Below are 21,402 nucleotides of genomic sequence, written 5' to 3'. Positions count from 1 at the left end.
ACTCCAACATATATTCAAAACTGATTACAAACTTGGTTGGGGTTTATTAAAGAGTTTAATAAAATTAATTATTTGTGGGATTATTTTAGCAATAGTATTTTATATTTTTAATCTCTCTTTATGGTTAGCTATCCCATTTGGGCTTAATTTACATTATTTTATTGAACTTAAAAATAATCGATGAAACTGATAAATTTATCATTAAAGAAAATTATGAGAATATTAAACGGTGAAAATATGAAATGTCCAATATGTGAAAATGAGGAGAATAATTTAACTTTCATAATTAAAGAAATGCAAATAGGCCTTAGAGAAGAATTTGAGTATATTGAATGTTCAAATTGTGGTTGTCTTTTTATTAAGGAGATCCCTAAAGATATTGACAAATATTATGATACAGATTATGCCCCTCATTTAAAACCTAAAAGTTTTAATGAAATAATTTTTGATAAAGGTTCTGCAATAATTTTATCTAATTCAATCCTATCTAATTTAATCCCAAAAGAATTTGTCCCCCCCCCATTTAAAATTAATAAATAAATTGAATTCTGATAAGAAGATTACAAAGGAATCCTCAATTTTAGATATTGGATGTGGAAATGGGAATTTTTTATCTCAATTAAAAAGAGGAGGATATAAAAATCTCACAGGAATAGACTTATTTATTGAAGAAGAGAATATTTTAGAGGGGATTAATTTAATTCAAACTTCCTTAGAAGATTATAAACCTTCAGAAAAATTTGATTTAATTGTTTCGAATCATGCTTTTGAACATATGGATAATCAATTAGCTAATCTAAAATGTTTTGAAAATCTTATTAAAGATGATGGGTTAATTTTATTAAGAATTCCGATTAAATCTGAGCCAATTTGGAAAAGATATGGAGTAAATTGGTTTCAAATTGATGCACCTAGACACTTTTTCTTACATACTCTAAAAAGTTTTGAAATATTATGTGATAAAACCGACCTTAAAATTTTAGATGTGATTTTTGATAGTGGATATGCCCAATTTGTTTTCAGTGAAAATTATCAAAACGATATTGCTTGGGGAGAAGATGGATGGACTGATTTTAGGTCTAATAAAAAATTAATCAAAAAATATAAAAAAGAGACCAATTTTTTAAATTCCCAAGGACAAGGGGATCAATGCATGTTTGTTCTTAAAAAAATTTAATTTTTTGACCTTTGTTGAAAATTTATTTGATTGTATTGGTGAAGAATAAAATAATAATTTAATCAATAATTATTTTTTTAATTTTAATTCCAACTTTTTTTTCACTTTTTCACTTTTTCACACTTGCATTTTTGCACAATTTCACAAAATCATTTTTGCACAATATAGGATGCAAGAATCTTTATATGCTCTAAAGGTAAATCTAATTTTACAAAAAGGATTTTAAGATACTATGAAAACCATAAAAGTAGATTTGGAAAGGAATATTCAAAAAAGATAAACCTGTCTGATTTTTTAAAAGGTTTATTTGCTGTTGAAGAAGATTATAGAAAGACTTTTTATCTTAGGATTTTTCACCCCATTCTTAAAATATTCTCATCATAAGCCCCATAAATCTTAAAATATATTAAAAATGAATCACTAATTAATAAATATACTAAAATTAAATTAAAAGACAATTCAATTTTAATTAGTTAAAAAAATTAAGATAAGTTATAAATAATTAATTTATTAATTAATCTAAAAACTTATTTTACAATTGGAGGCTAACTATGGGTCTATTTGATAACATTAAAAAGATTCGAAATAAGGAAAGTGCAAACAGCTCATCTGCCATATTGGCTTCCACATACAATAAGATAAACCGCAGATTTGGGGTTGGAACAGATGCAAGCAGCTACATTGCCAAAAACATGCACAAGTTCTATATAACAAGCTCCAAGTTTTCAAAAGGGGTCCAAATCAAGAACCTTCTAAGAAAGCTAGACATCACAATCCATCCTGAAGGATTCATATACTTCCTAGACGAATTTAGAAATCTTGACTATCATGGCCAAATAATAAACAGTCCTATCGACTACTCACTTATTCTAGACTATTCCATCTATGACCTCAACGAATTTTACTTCAACCCTAAGGAAGGTCCAGGCTTCAGAAACCAGTCCTCCGACTACAATAGGGAAATGCTCGCTATCCTTGATGGAATTGAGCTTCTCATATATGAAATAAACAAGGCATTGGCAAAGTCCTCCCGTGATGACAAGTCAAAGTACATCCGCATCTTTGAGGACATAATCGACAAGAAGGCTAGCCATTTTGAAGAGGCCCTTCAAAGAATACTTTTCCTTAATCAACTCCTATATCAGACAGGCCACAGCCTAAACAGCCTAGGCCGTCTTGACCGTATCCTTGAAGACTATTACTACAACGACCTGAATGATGGATACATAACTAACAAGGAGGCATTGGAACTGATTAAGGATTTCCTAAAGGCCCTCGATTCATACTCCTGGTATAAGACCGATGACGAGTCAGGACTGGCAAGCCAGCTAATCACCCTTGGAGGAAAGTACATCGATGAGTTCGGCGAATACTATTTCTACAATGACCTCACCTATATCTTCCTTGAGGCAATCGGCCAGGTCAATCCAAAGGATGTTAAGATAGCACTCAGACTAAGCTATAAGACTCCAGACGACCTTATCCACCTTGCATTAGATTGCCTTAACGAAAACACAATATACATTGAAGAGGGTGTCGCTGTAAGTTTTATCATTGACAATCGGATATTTACAGCTGACGGAGCCACCATTGAGGCCAATATAGATTCAAACATAGTCTTCTCAAATGATGAGGCAATCATCCCAAGGCTTCTCGACTTCGGATACTCAAGCGATGACGCATATAATTATATTCTATCAGCCCATCTTGAACCTACATTCATATCCTGCCTTGATGAAGGCAACCTATCATCTATCTCTCTTTTAAAGCCATTGAATGACATATTTGAAGACAAGAATGAGTTAAGATTCATAATAAACTTAGACTACCTTATGGAGCTTTATAAGAACAATCTAAAAAAGGAAATCGAAGAAAAAATAAGCGCCCTAGATCAAATACAATGGAACCAAGACCCTTTCTTATCATTATTCTCAGCTGAATCATATGAAAACCAACTGGACATATCCCAAGGAGGCTCCAGAAACAATCATTTTGGAATTAGATTCTATGGGCTCCAAAACACTGTAAACAGCTTATATAACCTTAAGAAAATAGTCTTTGAGGACAAGACCATAGACCTTATAGAATTGGATAAGATGAGAAAAAACAACTTCAAAAGGGGCAAATACCAAGAAACATTCCTCCTCCTTAAGAACAATCCAGTAAGATTCCCACAAAACAACCCTGAGATAGCAAACATCTCCAACGAAATAATAGCATTCATAGGCGACTCAATAAAAGACTACAAAAACAGCCTCGACGGAAAGCTCAAGTTTGGATTAAGCGCCCCAAGGTACATGATAAAGAATGATAAGAGAGCATCTTTTGACGCCACATTAAAGGACATCCCGCCAGCAAGACTTTTAATATCAAGCCAAAAGACAAACTCAGATATATTCATCTTCAATTCAAGCTTAGACTACAAAAGCTCAGCAATAAACGGAAACCTTATAGAGCTAAATATAAACACAAACGACAAACAACTAACCAATATCCTTGTAGAAGCAATCGGATACGGTTTCGACCAGCTCCAAATAAACTTAATCAGAGAAGAGATAATCACCAAAGAGGATACTGAAGAATAGCATCGGCTATTCCCTTATTTCCTTCACACTTTTTTTAATTTCACTCATCTACTAATTTTTATTTTACTTTTTTTACTTATTTTCCATTGTTCACTTGTTTTTTTTTTAATTCCTAGTTCTCACAAGCATTTAAAAAAATTTTGGTCAAGGTTTTTTCGCCGAAGGCAAAAAAAGCTTGCCAATAGATCTCGGTTTTAAAATAAGCACCTCTTTTTTTCCAACGCCCTTTTGCATTTTTGCATTTTTGCACAAAATCACAAAATCACAAAATCACAAAATCACAATGTCACAGAATCATTTTTTCACAGTTTCATTTTTTCATAAAATCATTTTTTTCATAAATTCACCTTTGCATTTTTGCACAAAATCATTTTATCGCATTTCAAATAGCTTTATTTATTTTTAAGACAAATATTTATTTGCAAAAACGAGATGGTGAATTTCAGATAATTCTTTTTAGGACAAGAATTATTGGATTATTAGAAACTAAAAAAAATTATGGGTGAATTTTTTATGTTAAAGAGGGTGATAAAATGTACAATATCAATGAAAAAATCACTTTACCAAGGATTGAAATCAAAATGGACGTAAAAATCAAAGAGATATTGAAGAATTTTCTTAATAATATTTCAAACACATTAACATCATTAAATAACAAAAATGATGAAGAGAAATCTTTAGAGTTAATTTCTTCAATGAAAGAATATTTGTTGGATTTTGCTATGTTTTTAAAAGAATTAAAAGAATTTCAAAAAGAATTTTCTTTTTTTCTAGTAATTAGAAGAATGTTAAATTATGTTTTAGACAATTATGGTTCTCTATGCTCTTCTAAAAGATCTGTCATATTTGATTCATTATTTAAATTTTTTGAATTATTAAGAATCAAACTTAGCTTTTTAGAAGGTATTTATTCCAAATCATCATATTTAAGTTATTTTAATAAATTTGATACATATTTGGATGAAGTAAAAACGGAATATTATTTAAATATATATCAAAGAACTGGCGAATTTGATGATGTTATACCTAGAATATCTCAAATTATACTTGATTAGTATGGGAGGTATATAATGGATTTTATTGATACAAATATTGCGATTGCATATACATTTTTCCCAGATAAGTATTTTAAAACAGTTGACGATTTTATTGTAAATTCCACTGAATTCTACTGCTCAAACAATGTTTGTGAGGAATATAAGCGAAAATATAAATCTATTTTCACATCATTTGAATATTTTTTTGATGAAATTATTCTAGCTTTAGAAAATAATAATCGCATATTTCTTAATAAATGTTCTTTTGAACAATTTGTATTGTCACAAACAAGTGATATAATCTGGATATGGATAAAAAAATAAATTTGATTAATTTTTTTTGGGAAGAAATACTTTTTGGACTTTTTAAAGAAAAATCGGAATTCCTTTCCTGTTTTGTCAAATGCTCAAATGAAGTTCCTTCGAAATTCGAAATAAATAAAGATTATTTGTTAAATAAACTACAACTTTATAATTGCGGTTTAAATAATTTTAGAAAATATTGTGATTTATGGCATTCTTTAGAAAATTTAGGCATTCATGAGGAGGATCGTAAAATTATTTTAGATGCTCATGATTTTGCAAAAGATCAGTTTACAATATTTGTGACTGTTGATGAAGAATTTTATAATGCTGTCAAATCTTTTTCCAAATTAAATATTGACAAATATAAATTATTGAATTAAAGTAGGTTTAACCAATAAAATAATTTATTCCCGGGATTTAACAGAAGAATGTTTTAAAATTATATTAAAAGAGTTGAAAATAATGGACGTAAAAATCAAAGAGAAATTGGATAATCTTTTCAATTATATTTCTAATGCATTAAGTTCAATTTACTCAAGAAAAGATGAAAAGGATTATCATGATTTTATTTCTTCCATAAATGGCAGATTGATTTGTATGGCTGATATTCTAGACGAATCTGAAGAATTTGAAAGAGAATATTACACATTTCTTAAAATCAAAAAGATGATTTATTATGTCTTAGAGAATATTGAATCTATAAACCGTGAAGATTGTTTAAGAGTATTTGACTCCTTCTCTAAATTTAATCTTTTAATCTTGTTAAAATTCAATTATTTGGATGGTGGAATATCTCAAGAAGAGTATCAAACAAAATTTGATGATTTCACATTGTATTTGAGGGAATTTAGGGAATATTTCTATTTGAATGTCTATGAAAAAGATGGAAGATTCGATGCTTTGATAAATGAAGTATCATATATTTTTGTAAATTAGATTTCTCAATATAGATTAAAATTAAATATCTAGTTAAACTAATATTGATATGATTAATTAAAAAATTATTTATATCAAGTGATTAAATGACTTATATCGAAGAAGCTACAGTGATTGATGATACAATATATGACTTAATAAATGAAGCTTTCGAAAATGAAAGAAAATACAATGACCCTGTGTATAGAAACTCCATATTTAAAGGTCATAAGGAATACTTTGTAAAGACAGATGATGGGTCATACAGCATCAAATCAAAAGAAATCAATAACAAGGTGGAAACACTCCACACCTCTACTGGAGCCATAAGCGAATCATTTGAAAAGTTCATAAAGCCATTGAAACTGGATTACAGCCAGGACATTGCTATCTTAGACATTTGTGCAGGGCTAGGATACAATACTTCTGCAGCAATTGACGATTTTATGAAAAATTCAACCGAAGATGCAAACCTCCAGATAGACCTTCTGGAAATATCCAAGCCAACCCTTGCAGCAGGATTGATGGTTCCATCTCCTATAAAGGCACATGACATTACAAAAAAGGCAATAGAGGATGCCCTTATAGCGGAAGATTATGCATCACTCTCCTTAGAGGAAGAAAGCATACCAGATAATATAAATTTAAATATATTCATTGACGATGCAAGGAAAGTCATACAAAAACTGGAGGACAATGTCTATGATGCCATATTTTTGGATCCTTTTAGTCAAAATATGGCGCCCGAGTTAGTATCCGTGGACTTTTTTAGGGAATTTAGAAGGGTTATTAAAGATAATGGAATAGTCTGTACATATACTTCATCAGCGCCTGTAAGGATGGCATTTATTGAAGCAGATTTTTATGTATCATTAGGCCCAATCTTCGGACGGTTTCAAGGAGGAACATTGGCATCACCCTCTCCAAAAAATTTGACCAAGTCCCTTCCAAAGAATGATGAGATAAAGATGGCATTATCTGATGTGGGGATTCCATTCAGGGATCCAAATCTAAACCTATCATCAAAGGAAATATTAGACAACAGAACTGAGGAGCGCCATAATGCGCGGCATAACACTAAAATATCTTCAGCGGTAAAGACACCTATATTCCTAGCACAGGAGATGGATGATGAGCCATTGAAGAGAAGAGTTGAGCGAAACCTTAGAAAAATGAACATTCCCGGAGTATTATCAGAGGAAGCTTTTTATCTTGTGGGGCCTGAGGAAAACTATAGTGAGGATTATGCAGAAGATAACAATTCAAGAACTCGTGTTATTGAAATGGCTAAACGATTGGATGAGATTAAAAACAATAAAGTAATTTTTTAATTCTTCTTTAATTTTCTTGGATTTTAGGTTTTTAAAGTTATGGTGCTTAAAGTTGGCTTGATTAAAAGATATAGGTTTGGTGTGAAATTAAAAATTAATTCTTTTAGAGTTTTATTATTTTTTTTATAAAAAAATGGGGGTTGTGTAATTTTGAAAATTAATTCATTTAGAGTTTTATTATTTATTATAATAATCAGTTTATCTTTCATTGGTTTTTCTACTATTTCTGCTGTGGATTTGTCTGATTCTTGTTGTGATACTCTTATTTCAGATGGTTCTGATGGTATTATTTTAGGTGGATCTGATGATATTAGTCTTAGCGATGAAAATAATAATTTAAATTTTGATTTAAATGATAATCCGGATTTTAATTTAGATTATGATAGTAATTCTTATCCTAATTTAAATTTATCTTCTAATTCAAATTCCAAGTCCAGTTCCAATACATATGGTAATGATTTTACTTTATCCAGATTCAAATCCGTTTTAACTTCTTCATATAACTTGAATGGAGGCAGCTTTGAAGATATTCAATCTGCCATTAACCATGCTGCTGATGGGGATGATATAATCCTCAATGGCACTTTTACAACTACTGGCTCAGTTATTGTAATAAATAAGACATTAACTATCATTGGAAGTCCAAATGCTGTTTTGGATGCTAAAAACATATCAAAGATTTTTCTTGTTGAAGCAGATGGGGTGAACCTTAAGAATCTAACTTTCATCAATGGGAAATCAAGGAACGAAAGTGATAATGGGCCTTATCAAGGAACAGTTAACTGGCAGGGGAGCAACGGAACTATCGTTAATTGCAGTTTTATTAACAATAGCGGTGATGAGAAAAGTTATGGCGCCTCTATTCTTTGGAAAGGATCCTATGGGAAAATAAGCGATTCCATTTTTAAAAACAGTTATTCTGGAGCTAATGGGGGAGCAATATTTGCTTTAGGAGAAAATTTAACCATCAATAATTCAGAGTTCATCAATAACCATGGAAAGGAAGGTGGAGCAATCTATTTCGGAGGTTCTTCAGCTATGTGGATTATAAATTCCATTTTCATTAACAACTCTGCAGATTCTGGTGGCGCCCTTGCAGCTTGCGCTATGAATAGGCAAGTGATTAACTCTAAATTCATTGGCAACTCTGCAAATAATGGAGGGTCCATTTCATGGTGCGGTTCTAATGGATTGATTAGCAATTCCACTTTCATTAATAATTCAGCTGATCAAAAAGGAGGATCAATTTTATTTACAGGGACTAATAATTTAGTCAAGGGCTCTGTTTTTATTAATTCTTCAGCGAACATTGGAGGGGCCATTAATTCTCTCAATAGATTGAATTATATTAATGACTTAAGATTTGAAAACAATAATGCAAGCCTTGGAGAGGATTGCTATGGAGATTTGGAATTTAAGAGATTTTCAACATCTATTGCTTCCGAGGATATGGTTACATCTGCCATTGATGCTAATCTCGATGGCAGAAATGGCGAATACTTTAATGTAAGCTTAAAGGATGAGTATGGCAATCCGTTGATAAATAAGGATATTAAAATAGGATTCAATGGCAGAATATATAATAGGACAACAGATTCCAATGGCCAGGCAAGCTTGCAAATCAATTTAAAGTATTCTATGGTTTATACCTTTGCAATTTGCTTCTTAGGTAATGATGACTTTTATGGAAGTTTTACAGTTTCAAAAATCACTGTTAAGACTCAAAAGCCTAATTTGGAAGTAAATAACTTTAAATATAAATCTTCAACTAAGTCTAAAGTAATTAAAGCAACATTGAAATCATCAAGAAACAATCCAATTCAAGGAAAAACAATTAGTTTTACTGTGAATAATAAGGTTTATACAGCAAAAACCGATTCAAAAGGTATTGCCAGTGTTAATGTGAGCCTGTCTTCTAAAAAGACTTATGCTTTCACTGTAAAGTATGCTGGTGATGACACTTATTCTTCAGTTTCTAAATCTGCTAATATTTTAGTTTATTAGCTAATTTTGCATTAGCTATTTTATAGTTTTTTGTCTGCTATTGATATTTTTAAATAAATATTTATTAAATAAACTTTTTTAAATTTAATTAATTTTTTCTTAAATTAATAAACTTTTTAAACCTTTAATTAAATATTTATTAAATAAAAACTATTTTAAAATAGTCTTAATACTTTTTTTATAATTTTAAAAAAATTTTTATCTAATATTTTATAGGAATTAAAATCATGTTTGAAATTAAAGCAAAAGATATGAGAGGACGTGTAGGTGTTTTAAAAACTAATCATGGAGAGATTAAGACTCCAAACCTAATGCCCGTTATTCATCCAAGAAAACAGACAGTTGATGTAAAGGAATATGGGGCAGACATTGTAATTACAAATGCTTATTTAATTTATAAGGATGAAGAGTTAAGTAAAAAGGCTTTGGATGTGGGCTTGCATGAGCTAATCAACTTTGATGGTCCTATCATGACAGATTCAGGCTCATTCCAATTATCTGTCTATGGTGATGTAGACATTACAAACAAGGAGGTCATTGAGTTCCAGGAAGCTATCGGAACTGATATCGGAACTTCACTAGATATTCCAACTGGACCATATGTGGATAGAGAAAAGGCTGAAGAAGACCTCGAAATCACCATTGAACGTGCAAAAGAGGCAATAAGTTATGTAAAGGACAATGATTACGAGATGAAGATAAATTCTGTTGTTCAAGGTTCCACTTATCCAGATTTGAGAGAATACTGTGCAACTGAGCTTACAAAGCTTGATGCAGACTTATATCCTATCGGCGCAGTTGTGCCTCTTATGGAGATGTATCACTACCGAGATCTTGTGGATGCAGTGATGCATTCAGTCAAATGCTTGCCAGACTCAAAGGCACGCCACTTGATGGGGGCTGGACATCCTATGATATTTGCACTTTGCGTTGCAATGGGATGCGACTTGTTTGATTCAGCAGCTTATATTCTATATGCTGAAGCAGACCGTCTATTGACTACCCGAGGAACTGTAAAGCTTGAAAATCTTAATGAAATGCCATGTTCCTGTGAGGTATGCTGTAAGTACACTCCTGATGACTTAAGGGCTATGGATAAGGAGGAAAGGGTGCAGCTTATAGCACAGCACAATCTCCATGTCAGCTTTGCAGAGCTTAGGCTCATTCGCCAAGCCATTTATGAAGGAAGTCTTATGGAACTTGTAGAGGAGCGCTGCAGGGCTCATCCAATGTTGCTTGATGGTCTTAGGCATCTTGGAGAGTATAGCTTTGACTTGGAAAAATACGACCCAAGAAGCAAGAAGTCTGCATTTTTCTATACAGGTCCTGAATCCTTGAAAAGAGCTGAAGTGACAAGGCATTTAAACAAATTAAATGAAATGGATAAGAGGAAAAATCTTGTTGTCCTGCCAACTTATACAAAGCCATACACAAAACATTTAACAAACAGCTTCAATGAGTTATTTGTTTATGCAAAGGATGAATCATTATCTGAAGATGCAGAGTGTAAAATAGAGAATGGTGAAACTGACTTTATGGTTTTAGACACTCCATTCTGTCTCATTCCACTTGAATTGGATGAAGTTTATCCGTTAAGCCAATCAGATGCGCCTAGAATACGTGATAAGATGGCTATTGAATTTGCAAGGGACTTTTTAATAGACTTTGCTGAAGACTATGACAATGTCCTCATACATCCTAATGTTTTAGAGGAGCTTGAGCTTGACTATATAGAAGAATACAATTATCCGGAGGAAATCAAGTTCGAAAAAGATGATATTAAGAAGTTAAAGGCAATTGCAGATTACCAGTTTGGAAATGGAGCAGGAGATGCATTATTCACTGGAAAAATCAAGATAGAAAAAAGCAAAAAGACTGGTAAGATTAGACATGTCTATGATAAGAATCAGATTATTGTAAATATGAGAGCCTCTGACAGCTTTTTGATTCTATCTAAATTAGGTGCAAAAAGGCTTGCTGCAATTGAAGGTATGAGAAATAAGGTCATGATTGACAATAGCGTAGAATCATTTGCAAGGGATGGAAAAAGCGTATTTGCCAAGTTTATAAAAGACTGTGATGAAAACATCAGATCAAATGATGAAGTTCTTATTGTAAATGAGCAAGGTGAGCTATTGGCATTCGGCAAGGCTCTTTTGAATTATAGTGAAATGCTGGACTTTAATACAGGTCAAGCAATAAAGACTAGAAAAGGATTTAAGGATTAATTAGTTCTTATTTTTTCTTTTCACTTAAACCAATTTTATTTTTCAATCCTTTAATAAGAAAATTTCAAAAAATAAAAATTATTATATATTTTAATAAATAGAATTAAATATGATTCAGATTAAATTAGTGGATTAGTAAAACATAAAAAATGAATTAAACTGATTTAACTATTAAATAAACAATGAGGAAATAATATGATACCTGGTATGAATCCTAAACAACTTAAAAAGATGGAAAGACAAATGAAAAAGATGGGTATGGACATGAAAAGCATCGATGATGTTGAAGAGGTCATTATCCGTTGCGCTGATAAGGAAATCATCATTACTAATGCTGATGTAAGTGCTATGAATGTAATGGGACAAGAAACTTATCAAGTTACAGGAACTGCTGTAGAGGTTGAAAGAGAAGTTGAGCTTGTCATTCCAGATGAGGATATTGAAATGGTTGCAAGCACTGCTGGTGTAAGTGTTGAAGCTGCTGAAGAGGCTTTAAGAGAATGCGGTGGAGACCTAGCAGAAGCAATCATGAAATTAAGTAATTAAATAGTCTTTTTTGACTTTTAATTATTTTTTACTTTTTTTTTACAATTAAATACTCTTTTTACTAGTTTTTTAAATCAATCTTTTTTTTAATATTATAAAATCTCTTTATCTAATTTAACTATTTTAACTCTTTTTTTCTAAATTCAACCCTATCTGATCTATTTCTTAATCAATATAATAATACAATAGTAAATTTTATATGCTCATAAATACTATTTAGATAATAGAACTTAAAATAGACAAGTATTAAAAATATGATGCTTCTATTTGTTCTTTATTTGTAAAGATTATTTAAGATTTATTTGATATTAAAATAAGTCCATTAAGAATTCTTTTTTTAAAGGGGATTTCAAGTTTTAGAAATTTAACTTTAAATCTGTCCTTAATTAAAAAATACATATATTCTTATGGATTTATAGTTTTTATACAAATTTGTGAGGTTAAGAATGGCTAAGAGAAATTTTAGTGAAAGCTTAGGCAAGATAGTCACACTTTTAAAAAAGGATTTTACTGATGTATTTACCAAAAATCCAGTTGTGCCTATTGTATTGCTTGCTATTATAATTTTACCTTCTTTATATGCTCTTATAAACATCCAAGCATGTTGGGATCCATACGATAATACAGGAAATATTGAGATTGCAGTTGCAAACTTGGATAATGGAACCACTTTTGAAGGAGAATCATTAAATGTTGGTAATGAGATAGAGGATGAGCTGAAGGGAAATGATGATTTCTATTGGGTCTTTGTAAATGAAACGGAACTGCGAGAGGGGGTTAAAAATGGAACCTATTATTCCGGAATAATCATTCCAAAGAATTTCAGTAAAAGCATTAAGTCAATCACTACTGATGACCCTCATTCTGCTGAATTGGAATATATTGTCAATAGAAAATCCAATCCTATGGCATCTAAGTTAAGCGATTCCGCTGCAAAGGCGGTCTATAATAAGATCAATGCTAAGATTGTACAGTTTATTAATGTGGTGGCCTATTCAAAGTTAGGCGAGCTTCAGTCTGCATTGTCTCAAGGTGCAGGTCAGATGTCATCTGGTGCTGTCCAATTGTCTTCCGGATCCGCTCAGGTCAATTCTGGCGCTTCTCAAGTGAAGTCAGGCTCAAATCAGGTGAAATCCGCTGCAAATCAAGTTCAATCAGGTGGTGCTGAAGTTCAATCAGGCAGTGAGGAGATAAAGTCCCATGCATCTGAGGTCAAGTCAGGGGCAAATCAGGTCTCTCAAGGCTCTTCCCAGATACAAAGTTCATCCCAGCAGATTCAAGCAGGTTCCTCTCAAGTGCAAAGTTCTGCTAAGCAGTTGGATTCCTCTGTTGATGTTGACAAATTGCCGAGTGATGACTTGAAGCATGTTGTAAACAGTTCCAAGCAATTGGCTAATGCAAGTTCCAATCTGGCGGGATCTTCAAGTCAACTGGCAAACGGTTCTGTCCAGCTTGCAAATGGCTCTGTCCAGCTTGCTGACGGTTCTGTACAATTGGCTGATGGTTCTGTTCGATTGGCTGATGGTTCTGTAAGGTTAGCAAACGGTTCTGTACAATTGGCAGATGGCTCTGTCCAGTTAGCTGAAGGTTCCTTAAGCCTTGCTGCAGGCTCTCAATTGCTTGCAAATTCAGCAGCTTATGCATTGTTTGCAGCTTCCAGCTCACTTTCAGGTGCTGCAAGTTCTCTTTCAAGCATAACTGGCGTTGACGAGAATCAAATCGGAAGTTATATCTATTCTCCAGTTACTTTAAATGAGATAGAATTAAATCCTGTAGACAATTATGGTTCTGAAGTTGCTCCATTCTATTTGGTTTTATCAATGTGGGTTGGAGCATTGATTACCTGTGTAATGCTTAGAACAGGACAATCCACCGGAACCGAATACAGCCCTTCAGAGATGTACTTTGGTAAACTGCTCATATTTATGGTAATGGCTGTTTTGGAAACTACAGTAACTCTCATTGGAGCATCAATTTTAGGAATTGAAATGTCGAATCCGGTCTTGTTTGTATTATCGGCCTATTTCATTGCCCTTGTGTTTATGCTGATTTGTTACTCATTGACTTCTGCTTTAGGTCAGCTTGGAAAAGGAATAGCTGTCATTTGGCTTGTGTTCCAGATTTCAGGAACTGGAGGTATCTATCCTATTCAATTGATGGGTCCTATTCTTCAGGCAGTAAGTCCATATATGCCAATGACTCATGGTATAACCCTTCTTAGAGAAGCTGCTTTGGGACTTGTATGGTCTAATTATATCCATTCATTCCTTATCTTGATAGCTATGGGTTTAATCACATTGATTTTAGCTTTAATTATTAAGGTATTTGCAGATAAGAGAGCTCATTGGTTTGAAGAGAAATTGAATGAAACTGATTTATTCCATTAAATCTTTTTCATTCTCAAAAAAGAAGTTTTAAAGATTTATTATTTTTAATAAATCTTTTTTTTTTTTTCGAAAGAACTCTATTTTTTAAGATTTATATTTTTTAATAATTTTTTTTTATTTTTAAAAAAGTAGTCTATTTTTATTATTTTTGTTATAAATGTTATTTTAATCTTATTTTCTATTTTTATTTTTAAAATGAGTTTATTTTTTTTAAATAGGGTTTGATTTGCTTATTTTATTTAAAAGAGTCTGTCTAGTTTAAAAAAAGTTTAACTAGTTTTAAATAAGTTATAAAAGTTTAACTAGTTTTAAATAAGTTATAAAAGTTTAACTAGTTTTAAATAAGTTATAAAAGTTTAACTAGTTTTAAATAAGTTATAAAAGTTTAACTAGTTTTAAATAAGTTATTCAGTTAAAAAAAGAGTTATAATGGATTATTTGATCCATCTAAAAAGAATAATAATTGAAAGTCAGAGAAGTTTAATTATCTTTTAAATAAAGCTCGTCCATTTCTTTACTAACTTCTTCATATCTATTTAAAAGGGTGTTAATGAGTTTCTTATAAATGGAATTTAATCTTTTATCCAATAGGTCAATACCTTCTGCAGTTATTCCGCCTTCGGTAGCTACCTTTTCTATAATTTCGCTATTGGATATTTTTTTATCTTCCTTTAGGATAGCGGTTCCAATGACGGTTTTTAAGATCATATCCTCTGCCTCATCTTTGCTTAAGTCTGAAATATTGCTTATCCTTTCTGCAAAATTATCAATCATCAAGGCTATAAATGCAGGGCTGCAACTTGTAAGGATGGTGCATATTTCCAATTTTGGATTGTTTGAAGCTAAGTTTCCATTTTCTTCAAAAAAGAAATTATGGTCCTTTAATGTTCTCACATAACTGAATTCATTAAAGAGATCCTCTAAGAAATAGCTGTCTTGAATGTCTACCTTCTCATTATGCTTTATAAGGGTAATTCCTTTTCTCCTTCCTATTGAGCTTATGGCATTGTTTGAAGTTACAGTTGATGCCAAGCTTGGAATGACTAAGCTTAATTTGCCGTCGTAAAAAGAGCTGATGTGTTCAAAGTCAAGTCCGGCACAGGTATAGATTATATGGGTCTTTTCATTAATAAAAGGGGTTATCTCATCGAGCACTTCCTTGAAATTAGGGGTGGTTACGGAAATAATGATCTTTTCACATGACTTGGCCAATTCAGTGTTATCGTCAGTAATCTGAACTTTTCCATCTGGATATCTTTCAATTAATTCTTCGATTTTTTCAATATGTCTGTTTGAAACTATAAGTTCCTCATCGGCCAAGAGCAAATTCAATTCGAGAATGTTATTTGCTATCATGGAACCCATATTTCCATAACCAATTACGCCTATTTTCATTTTTTCCCTTTTTATTAAAATTATTTAAAAAACTATTAGTTATAAATTAAATTATCTATAACTAATTAAATTTTATGTATTTAATGATTAATAAACTTTATAGTTTTTATTTTGCCAAATACTGCTTAATTCAACTCTATTTTATATTTATTAAAATAAAATTTAGTGGTTTTTTGAATAATCTAATAAAATCTTATTATAGTTAAGTCTGAAGATTATTATGTTTGCACTCTTCTATGGATTTTTAATAGGTATGGTGTTGTCTCTTATTTCTATTTTAATGTGTTTTTTAAGAATATGGGTTTATTATGGGTTTTAACTATCTTTTAAAGAATCTTTGCTTCTTACTGGTCTTAACCTTCTATTCAGATGATTGCTGCATTTTTATATTTGTCTTAAACGGATTTGAAAATTTTATCAATTTGATTTCAATCAATTTCTTTTATCCTTTCATCATTAAAGATAATTTCCTTTTGTATAAAGTTAATAATGACTTGATTAAAGAGTTCATAATCAATTATGTTCCAAAGATGATTTCCCTTTTCAATTTCAATTAATTTGGCATTGAAGAACAATTTCTTAAGCTTTATGGCAGATTTTGTGCTATTGAAATTGTCCTTATTTCCATAGACCAATAGTATATTGTCTTTTTCTATGGTTTCTTTAGAGAAATCGGGGATTATATAATTTAAGGACTTATATGCTATTTCCTCTTCTTTTCTAATAGGAATGTCTAGGCTTTTTTCTAAATCATCATAATATTCTTTCCTTATTCCATAGTATCTTAGATAAGCCTTAATGATAAACTGATCAGGCTTCATATTCAGATATTCTGCTTTTGTTTTAGCAAGTCTCTTTATGATTGTCTCTTCTTCTTTTTCTCTAATCTGGGCGATTTCAAGGCCAGATAGAATGATGTGATTAATTAGGTGAGTTTCTTTATTGAGTATTTCAATGGCTATTGAAGCTCCAAGGCCTATGGCTACAATATTTATTGATTCACTTTTTTTATTGTTCAATAAATGCTTTATAAATTCAATGAGTATATCTGAGGACTCTTCTATGGAAAATTTTCCATCAAATTTGCTCTCTCCATGGTGAGGCAGGTCAATAAAGATACAGTGATAATTATTAAAGTATTTATCATATTCTTCTATTTGTTTTTTCCAAATCCAATGTGATAATAGCTTAGGATGTAAAAATAGGACTATTTTGTCATTATATTCTCCAATCTCTTCATAAGTTAAATTATTAAAGTATTTCAAACTCATTCTATCACATTTTTTCTTATTTTTTTCTAGTTTTCAAAAATATTGTTTTGTCCATAGGAAAAATTTATTATCTAATAATGCATTGTTTCCAAATATTGTTTTAATACAATAGAACAAAAATTATATATCTAATGAGAAAACATATATTATATTAAATAACCTATTAAATTAACTTATCTTATTTAATAATATGCTTCTGATTAATTTAATATTTGTTATACTAATGAATAAATGAATTGTGATAATATGAAAGCTGATGCATACAAAATAGTTGATAATGTTTACTGGGTAGGTGTTTTAGACTGGGATATTCGTGACTACCACGGATACACCTTGGATGGAACTACCTACAACTGTTACCTTGTATTTGGTGAAGATAAAGTGGCTTTGATTGACAATGTCTATCCTGGAAAGTCTGAACAGTTCTGGGGAAGAATCAAAGATGCCTTTGAAAAAGAAGGAAGGGAATTCAAAATCGATGTAGTCGTTCAAAACCACATTGAAAACGACCACAGCGGCTCTCTTGGTGAAGTTGTTGCCAAATTCCCAGATGTTGAAGTTTACTGCTCTAAAAAAGCAGAACCTGGACTTAAAAACCACTTGCCAGAGCTTGAAGACTTTGAATTCAACACTGTAAAAACCGGCGACACTCTTGACATTGGAGGCAAGACCTTCCAATTTGTAAACGCTCCTATGCTTCACTGGCCTGACAGCATGTTTACAATGTTGATGGAAGATGGAATATTATTCTCCAATGATGCATTCGGTCAGCACATCTGTGTATCTGAAAGATTGGACACTGATGTGGATCCTGTTATCCTAACCGATGCTGCTAGAAAATACTATGCTAACTTGATTACTCTCGCTTCTCCAATGGTTGGAAGAAAAATCGATGAGCTTGCTGAATTAGGCATTGTAGATAATCTTAAGATGATTGCTCCATGTCACGGTCAGATCTTTACAAACCCTGAATTCATCATTGACCTTTACCAAAAATGGTCTACCGGAAGCTATGAAGGAAATAAGATCACCTTCATCTATGATACCATGCACCATTCAACCCAAAGGATGGCTCATGCAATGGCTGAAGGGGTCATGAGCGAAGGGGTAAAGGTAAAGATGTACTTCATGCATGATGATGACAAGTCTGACGCAGTGACAGATGTCCTTGACTCTAAGGCAATCTTCGTTGGAGCCCCTACCATGATGAACAATCCATTCCCGGGAATAGGAGATGTCATGTACTACTTGAACTGTCTTAGCTTTGGTAACATTGAAAAGAAAAAGGCAGTTGTATTCGGTTCTAAAGGTTGGGCTGGAGGCTCTGCAAGAATCTTAGCTGCTAACCTTGAAGGCGCTGGATTTGAAGTGGTCGAGCAAATGGAAATCGACTTCAAGCCTAATGAAGAAATCCTTGAAGAATGTTATGAATTAGGTAAGAAAGTTGCTCAATTGATTAAGGAATAATCTTAAGATTAAAAAACCTTGGCCAAATTTCTTTTTCTACTGGGTTTGGCTAAAAAATCTTTATTATGCTTTTGAGCATTTTTCTTTTTTATTTTTTTTATAAAACCATAATTTTAATTTAAAAATTTTGAGCATTTTTTTATTTTTTTATAAAACCAAATTTTAATTTAAAATTTTGAGAATTTTTTTATAAAACCATAATTTTAATTTTAAAATTTTGAGCTTTTTTATTTTTATTTAGGGGTTTGATTATGAAAAAATCAGTTTTTAAAATTCTAATTGCTTTAGCTTTAATTTTATTGGCTGTATCAATTGTTTCATCTAATGATCTCTCTGATTCTAATGTTTCAAGTGATTTAACTGTTGATTCAGACTCTATAAGCTCTGATGATACAGGATCTAGCGATACAAGTTCAGATGATTCAAATCAGGATGATGTATCTCAGGATAAGACTAATGATAAAAAACTGTCTGATTCCCAGTCAGATTCATCAAAAGATACTCAAGATACTGATGATAATAATACAGATAATGGTTCTGATAAATGTAATTTGATTATCACAAAAAAGGGCAATGAGAAAGTCAAAGTTGGAGATACTGTAGAGTGGACAATAGAGGTAAAAAACTCTTTAAACACTGCAGAAAACATCTCTGTTGATGAGTTCCTCCCTCAAAACTTTGAGTTTAAGTCTGCTAAGGCAAGCAAAGGAAACTATGCAGTTGAGATAGCAAATTGGGACATTGGAAATTTAAAGGAAAATGAATCTGCTACCTTAGTGATTAAGGCTCAAGCATTAAAGGCTGGAAATTTCACCAATGTGGCAAATCTCACTACAGATTCCGATAATATCAATGGAAAGGTCCTTAGCGCTAAGGCAGATGTGGAAGTGCTTTCCGAGAATAAAAAGAATGAGACTCCTGTAGGACCTAAGAAGAACAAAGATAATAATTCTACAGTCAAAAAGATTCATAAATTAATTAAAAATCAGACAAATAATACAAATATGACTCCAATAGATTTTAAGAAATCTGGAAATTCATTGTTTGCTGTTATAATAGCTGCTTTGGCTGTTCTTGGAATATTTTTAGGACGAAGAAGAATAAATTAGATTGATTTAATTTATTCTTTATTTATTTTTTAAAACTATTTTTTAGTTTTCTATATTTATTTTCTATATTTCTTTTTTTTATGGTTTATTTAAACTTATTTTATTTAATTTAGGTGATTTTTATTAGTGAAGAAGAAGATTTAAGAATGATTGAAGAGCATAATCAAAAATCAGTTGAAGAACTGGTTGAAAACTTTTCTTATGTTTATGTTTATTTTGCTGATGGAAGATCAATTAGAATCTCTAAGGAAAAAAAGTTTGAATTTAAGGACAATAAGTTTTATATTTATGATAAGGATATAGAAGTTAATATAGTTGATATAGAGTTAATTGAGTTTACTGATTGATTGTTTTGCTTTTAGTCCTTAATTGTTTTTTTTATTCGTTATTTCTTTTTTTATTCGTTATTTCTTTTTTTATCTGTTATTTGCTTTTTTTATCCATTTTTTGCTTTTTTTTTATCTGTTATTTGCTTTTTTTATCATTTTTTTGTTTTTTTTTAAATTTTCATTAATATTTTTTAAAAATTTTTATATAACTATTTATAATCCTTATTTTAAAACTAAATATAAGTATCAATTTTTTTTAAGTTTTGATGATTATCTTAAAATCGAAAATACAATCAATTATTTTACAGTTTTGGTGATATGATGAGGAAGAATGATAGAAGTTCAATCAATCCATTTACAGGCAAGGAGCACTATGACACTGTAGACGATGACAAGTTCTTGGAAGGCTGCTTTCAAGGGTACTATCAGGAACTGCAGCGCTCCCAGTTATTAGACAACACTCCAGAAGGCCAATTTATCGTTCAAGTGGCAGTTAAACTGATCAATACAGTTAATGAATTCCTTACAAAGATAGGAAGGCAGGATTATGTTGAGGGATATTATGAATGGGATGTTCATTTGGTTGCAAACAATAGCGTAAATGCCTGCTGCATGCCTGGAGGAAAGATTATCGTATATTCAGGTATCTTTTCAATTGCAAACACTGAAGAGAGAATGGCATTCATCCTGGCTCACGAGATGGCTCATGCATTGCTTGACCACGGAAGGACAAGGGCAAGCGCCCAAAGCACAAAGAACACTGCTGCTTCTGTTGCATGGGTGGGAAGCTTTGCATTGGACATGGTAGGATTAGGCGGTCTTGGATCTCTTGCAAGGGCAGCCACCAATATTGCAAGTGTCGGGTCCCAATACTTCCTTCTTCAGCCTTGGGGAAGGGACCATGAGTTTGAGGCCGATAAGCTTGGAATGATTATCTGTCACCTTGCAGGCTATGACATCCGTGAAGTTCCTAAATTCTGGAAGGAATTTGCAGGAGACAAGGCAAGCAATTTTGATTTCTTTTCAACACACCCTTCAGATGCCAAGAGGATAGAGGTAATGGAAGCCTCTGAAATAGAGATTCTAAACACCACTGACTTTTACAGCAAGCCAGTATTGCCTGAGACACCTAAGGCAACTGGAGAAAGGAAGAATACTAATGCCAAGCCCCAAGAACCTCAAGCTAAAGCCGTTGCTGATAACAAATCGACTCATTTCTGTACAAATTGCGGCAGTGAGGTAGCTCCAGATGATAATTTCTGTACAAATTGCGGAGCAAAGATAGGAAAATAGCTATTATTTTCAGTTGAGATTA

Annotated in this window: 18 protein-coding genes; 16 read left to right on the top strand and 2 right to left on the bottom strand. The window is 31.8% G+C overall.

Annotated features, from left to right (window positions below):
- Nucleotides 1-237 precede the first annotated feature (237 nt).
- The 12 genes from MRU_RS07605 (at nucleotide 238) to MRU_RS07550 (ending at nucleotide 14,516) form a co-directional block, all read left to right on the top strand.
- The gene (locus tag MRU_RS07605; RefSeq protein WP_048812475.1) at nucleotides 238-540 is read left to right on the top strand and encodes a hypothetical protein; all 303 of its coding nucleotides are present in this window, start codon (nucleotides 238-240) and stop codon (nucleotides 538-540) included.
- 1 nt (nucleotide 541) lies between these two features.
- Nucleotides 542-1,177 carry a class I SAM-dependent methyltransferase gene (locus tag MRU_RS07600; protein ID WP_012956319.1) on the top strand — a complete coding sequence of 212 codons (636 nt, stop codon included), beginning with the start codon at nucleotides 542-544 and terminating at the stop codon, nucleotides 1,175-1,177.
- Between the two features lie 551 nt (nucleotides 1,178-1,728).
- Nucleotides 1,729-3,762, top strand: a complete 2,034-nt coding sequence (locus tag MRU_RS07595; RefSeq protein ID WP_012956318.1) for a pyruvate-formate lyase Pfl — start codon at nucleotides 1,729-1,731, stop codon at nucleotides 3,760-3,762.
- Between the two features lie 533 nt (nucleotides 3,763-4,295).
- A complete protein-coding gene (locus tag MRU_RS07590; RefSeq protein WP_012956317.1) occupies nucleotides 4,296-4,817 on the top strand; it encodes a hypothetical protein in 522 nt (173 codons plus the stop codon).
- Nucleotides 4,818-4,832: 15 nt separating this feature from the next.
- Nucleotides 4,833-5,123: a hypothetical protein gene (locus MRU_RS07585; protein WP_012956316.1), complete on the top strand. Its 291-nt coding sequence runs from the start codon at nucleotides 4,833-4,835 to the stop codon at nucleotides 5,121-5,123.
- On the top strand, nucleotides 5,108-5,485 hold the full coding sequence (locus MRU_RS07580; RefSeq protein ID WP_012956315.1) for a hypothetical protein: 378 nt from the start codon (nucleotides 5,108-5,110) through the stop codon (nucleotides 5,483-5,485). The genes MRU_RS07585 and MRU_RS07580 overlap by 16 nt, the downstream gene beginning before the upstream one ends.
- An 82-nt stretch (nucleotides 5,486-5,567) precedes the next feature.
- Nucleotides 5,568-6,041 (top strand): hypothetical protein, encoded by a 474-nt coding sequence (locus MRU_RS07575; RefSeq protein WP_012956314.1) that lies wholly within the window; start codon nucleotides 5,568-5,570, stop codon nucleotides 6,039-6,041.
- Nucleotides 6,042-6,127: 86 nt separating this feature from the next.
- Complete coding sequence (locus MRU_RS07570) at nucleotides 6,128-7,351, top strand: MnmC family methyltransferase (RefSeq protein ID WP_012956313.1); 1,224 nt, start codon at nucleotides 6,128-6,130, stop codon at nucleotides 7,349-7,351.
- A gap of 237 nt (nucleotides 7,352-7,588) precedes the next feature.
- Nucleotides 7,589-9,355 (top strand): Ig-like domain-containing protein, encoded by a 1,767-nt coding sequence (locus MRU_RS07565; RefSeq protein ID WP_143714326.1) that lies wholly within the window; start codon nucleotides 7,589-7,591, stop codon nucleotides 9,353-9,355.
- Nucleotides 9,356-9,582: 227 nt separating this feature from the next.
- Nucleotides 9,583-11,583, top strand: a complete 2,001-nt coding sequence (tgtA, locus tag MRU_RS07560) for a tRNA guanosine(15) transglycosylase TgtA (RefSeq protein WP_012956311.1) — start codon at nucleotides 9,583-9,585, stop codon at nucleotides 11,581-11,583.
- A gap of 195 nt (nucleotides 11,584-11,778) precedes the next feature.
- On the top strand, nucleotides 11,779-12,129 hold the full coding sequence (locus MRU_RS07555) for a nascent polypeptide-associated complex protein (protein ID WP_048812474.1): 351 nt from the start codon (nucleotides 11,779-11,781) through the stop codon (nucleotides 12,127-12,129).
- Nucleotides 12,130-12,575: 446 nt separating this feature from the next.
- Complete coding sequence (locus tag MRU_RS07550) at nucleotides 12,576-14,516, top strand: YhgE/Pip domain-containing protein (protein WP_012956309.1); 1,941 nt, start codon at nucleotides 12,576-12,578, stop codon at nucleotides 14,514-14,516.
- Between the two features lie 480 nt (nucleotides 14,517-14,996).
- On the opposite strand, the gene MRU_RS07545 is transcribed toward MRU_RS07550, so the two are convergent.
- Both MRU_RS07545 and MRU_RS07540 read right to left on the bottom strand, forming a co-directional pair.
- Nucleotides 14,997-15,911, bottom strand: coding sequence for a pyrroline-5-carboxylate reductase family protein (locus MRU_RS07545; RefSeq protein ID WP_012956308.1), 915 nt, complete (start codon nucleotides 15,909-15,911; stop codon nucleotides 14,997-14,999).
- A gap of 428 nt (nucleotides 15,912-16,339) precedes the next feature.
- On the bottom strand, nucleotides 16,340-17,182 hold the full coding sequence (locus MRU_RS07540; RefSeq protein ID WP_012956307.1) for an alpha/beta fold hydrolase: 843 nt from the start codon (nucleotides 17,180-17,182) through the stop codon (nucleotides 16,340-16,342).
- Between the two features lie 246 nt (nucleotides 17,183-17,428).
- Here MRU_RS07540 and MRU_RS07535 point away from each other — a divergent pair, with 246 nt between their 5' ends.
- From MRU_RS07535 to MRU_RS07520, 4 genes are all read left to right on the top strand, one after another.
- A complete protein-coding gene (locus MRU_RS07535; protein ID WP_012956306.1) occupies nucleotides 17,429-18,649 on the top strand; it encodes an FprA family A-type flavoprotein in 1,221 nt (406 codons plus the stop codon).
- Nucleotides 18,650-18,900: 251 nt separating this feature from the next.
- A complete protein-coding gene (locus MRU_RS07530; RefSeq protein WP_012956305.1) occupies nucleotides 18,901-19,758 on the top strand; it encodes a DUF11 domain-containing protein in 858 nt (285 codons plus the stop codon).
- Nucleotides 19,759-19,871: 113 nt separating this feature from the next.
- Nucleotides 19,872-20,105 (top strand): hypothetical protein, encoded by a 234-nt coding sequence (locus tag MRU_RS07525; protein ID WP_143714325.1) that lies wholly within the window; start codon nucleotides 19,872-19,874, stop codon nucleotides 20,103-20,105.
- Between the two features lie 303 nt (nucleotides 20,106-20,408).
- The gene (locus MRU_RS07520; protein ID WP_048812473.1) at nucleotides 20,409-21,380 is read left to right on the top strand and encodes a M48 family metalloprotease; all 972 of its coding nucleotides are present in this window, start codon (nucleotides 20,409-20,411) and stop codon (nucleotides 21,378-21,380) included.
- The last annotated feature ends 22 nt before the right edge of the window (nucleotides 21,381-21,402 follow it).

Origin of the sequence: Methanobrevibacter ruminantium M1, assembly GCF_000024185.1 — an archaeon.
GTDB classification, from domain to species: domain Archaea; phylum Methanobacteriota; class Methanobacteria; order Methanobacteriales; family Methanobacteriaceae; genus Methanobrevibacter; species Methanobrevibacter ruminantium.
This window is presented reverse-complemented; position numbering and strand designations above follow the sequence as displayed.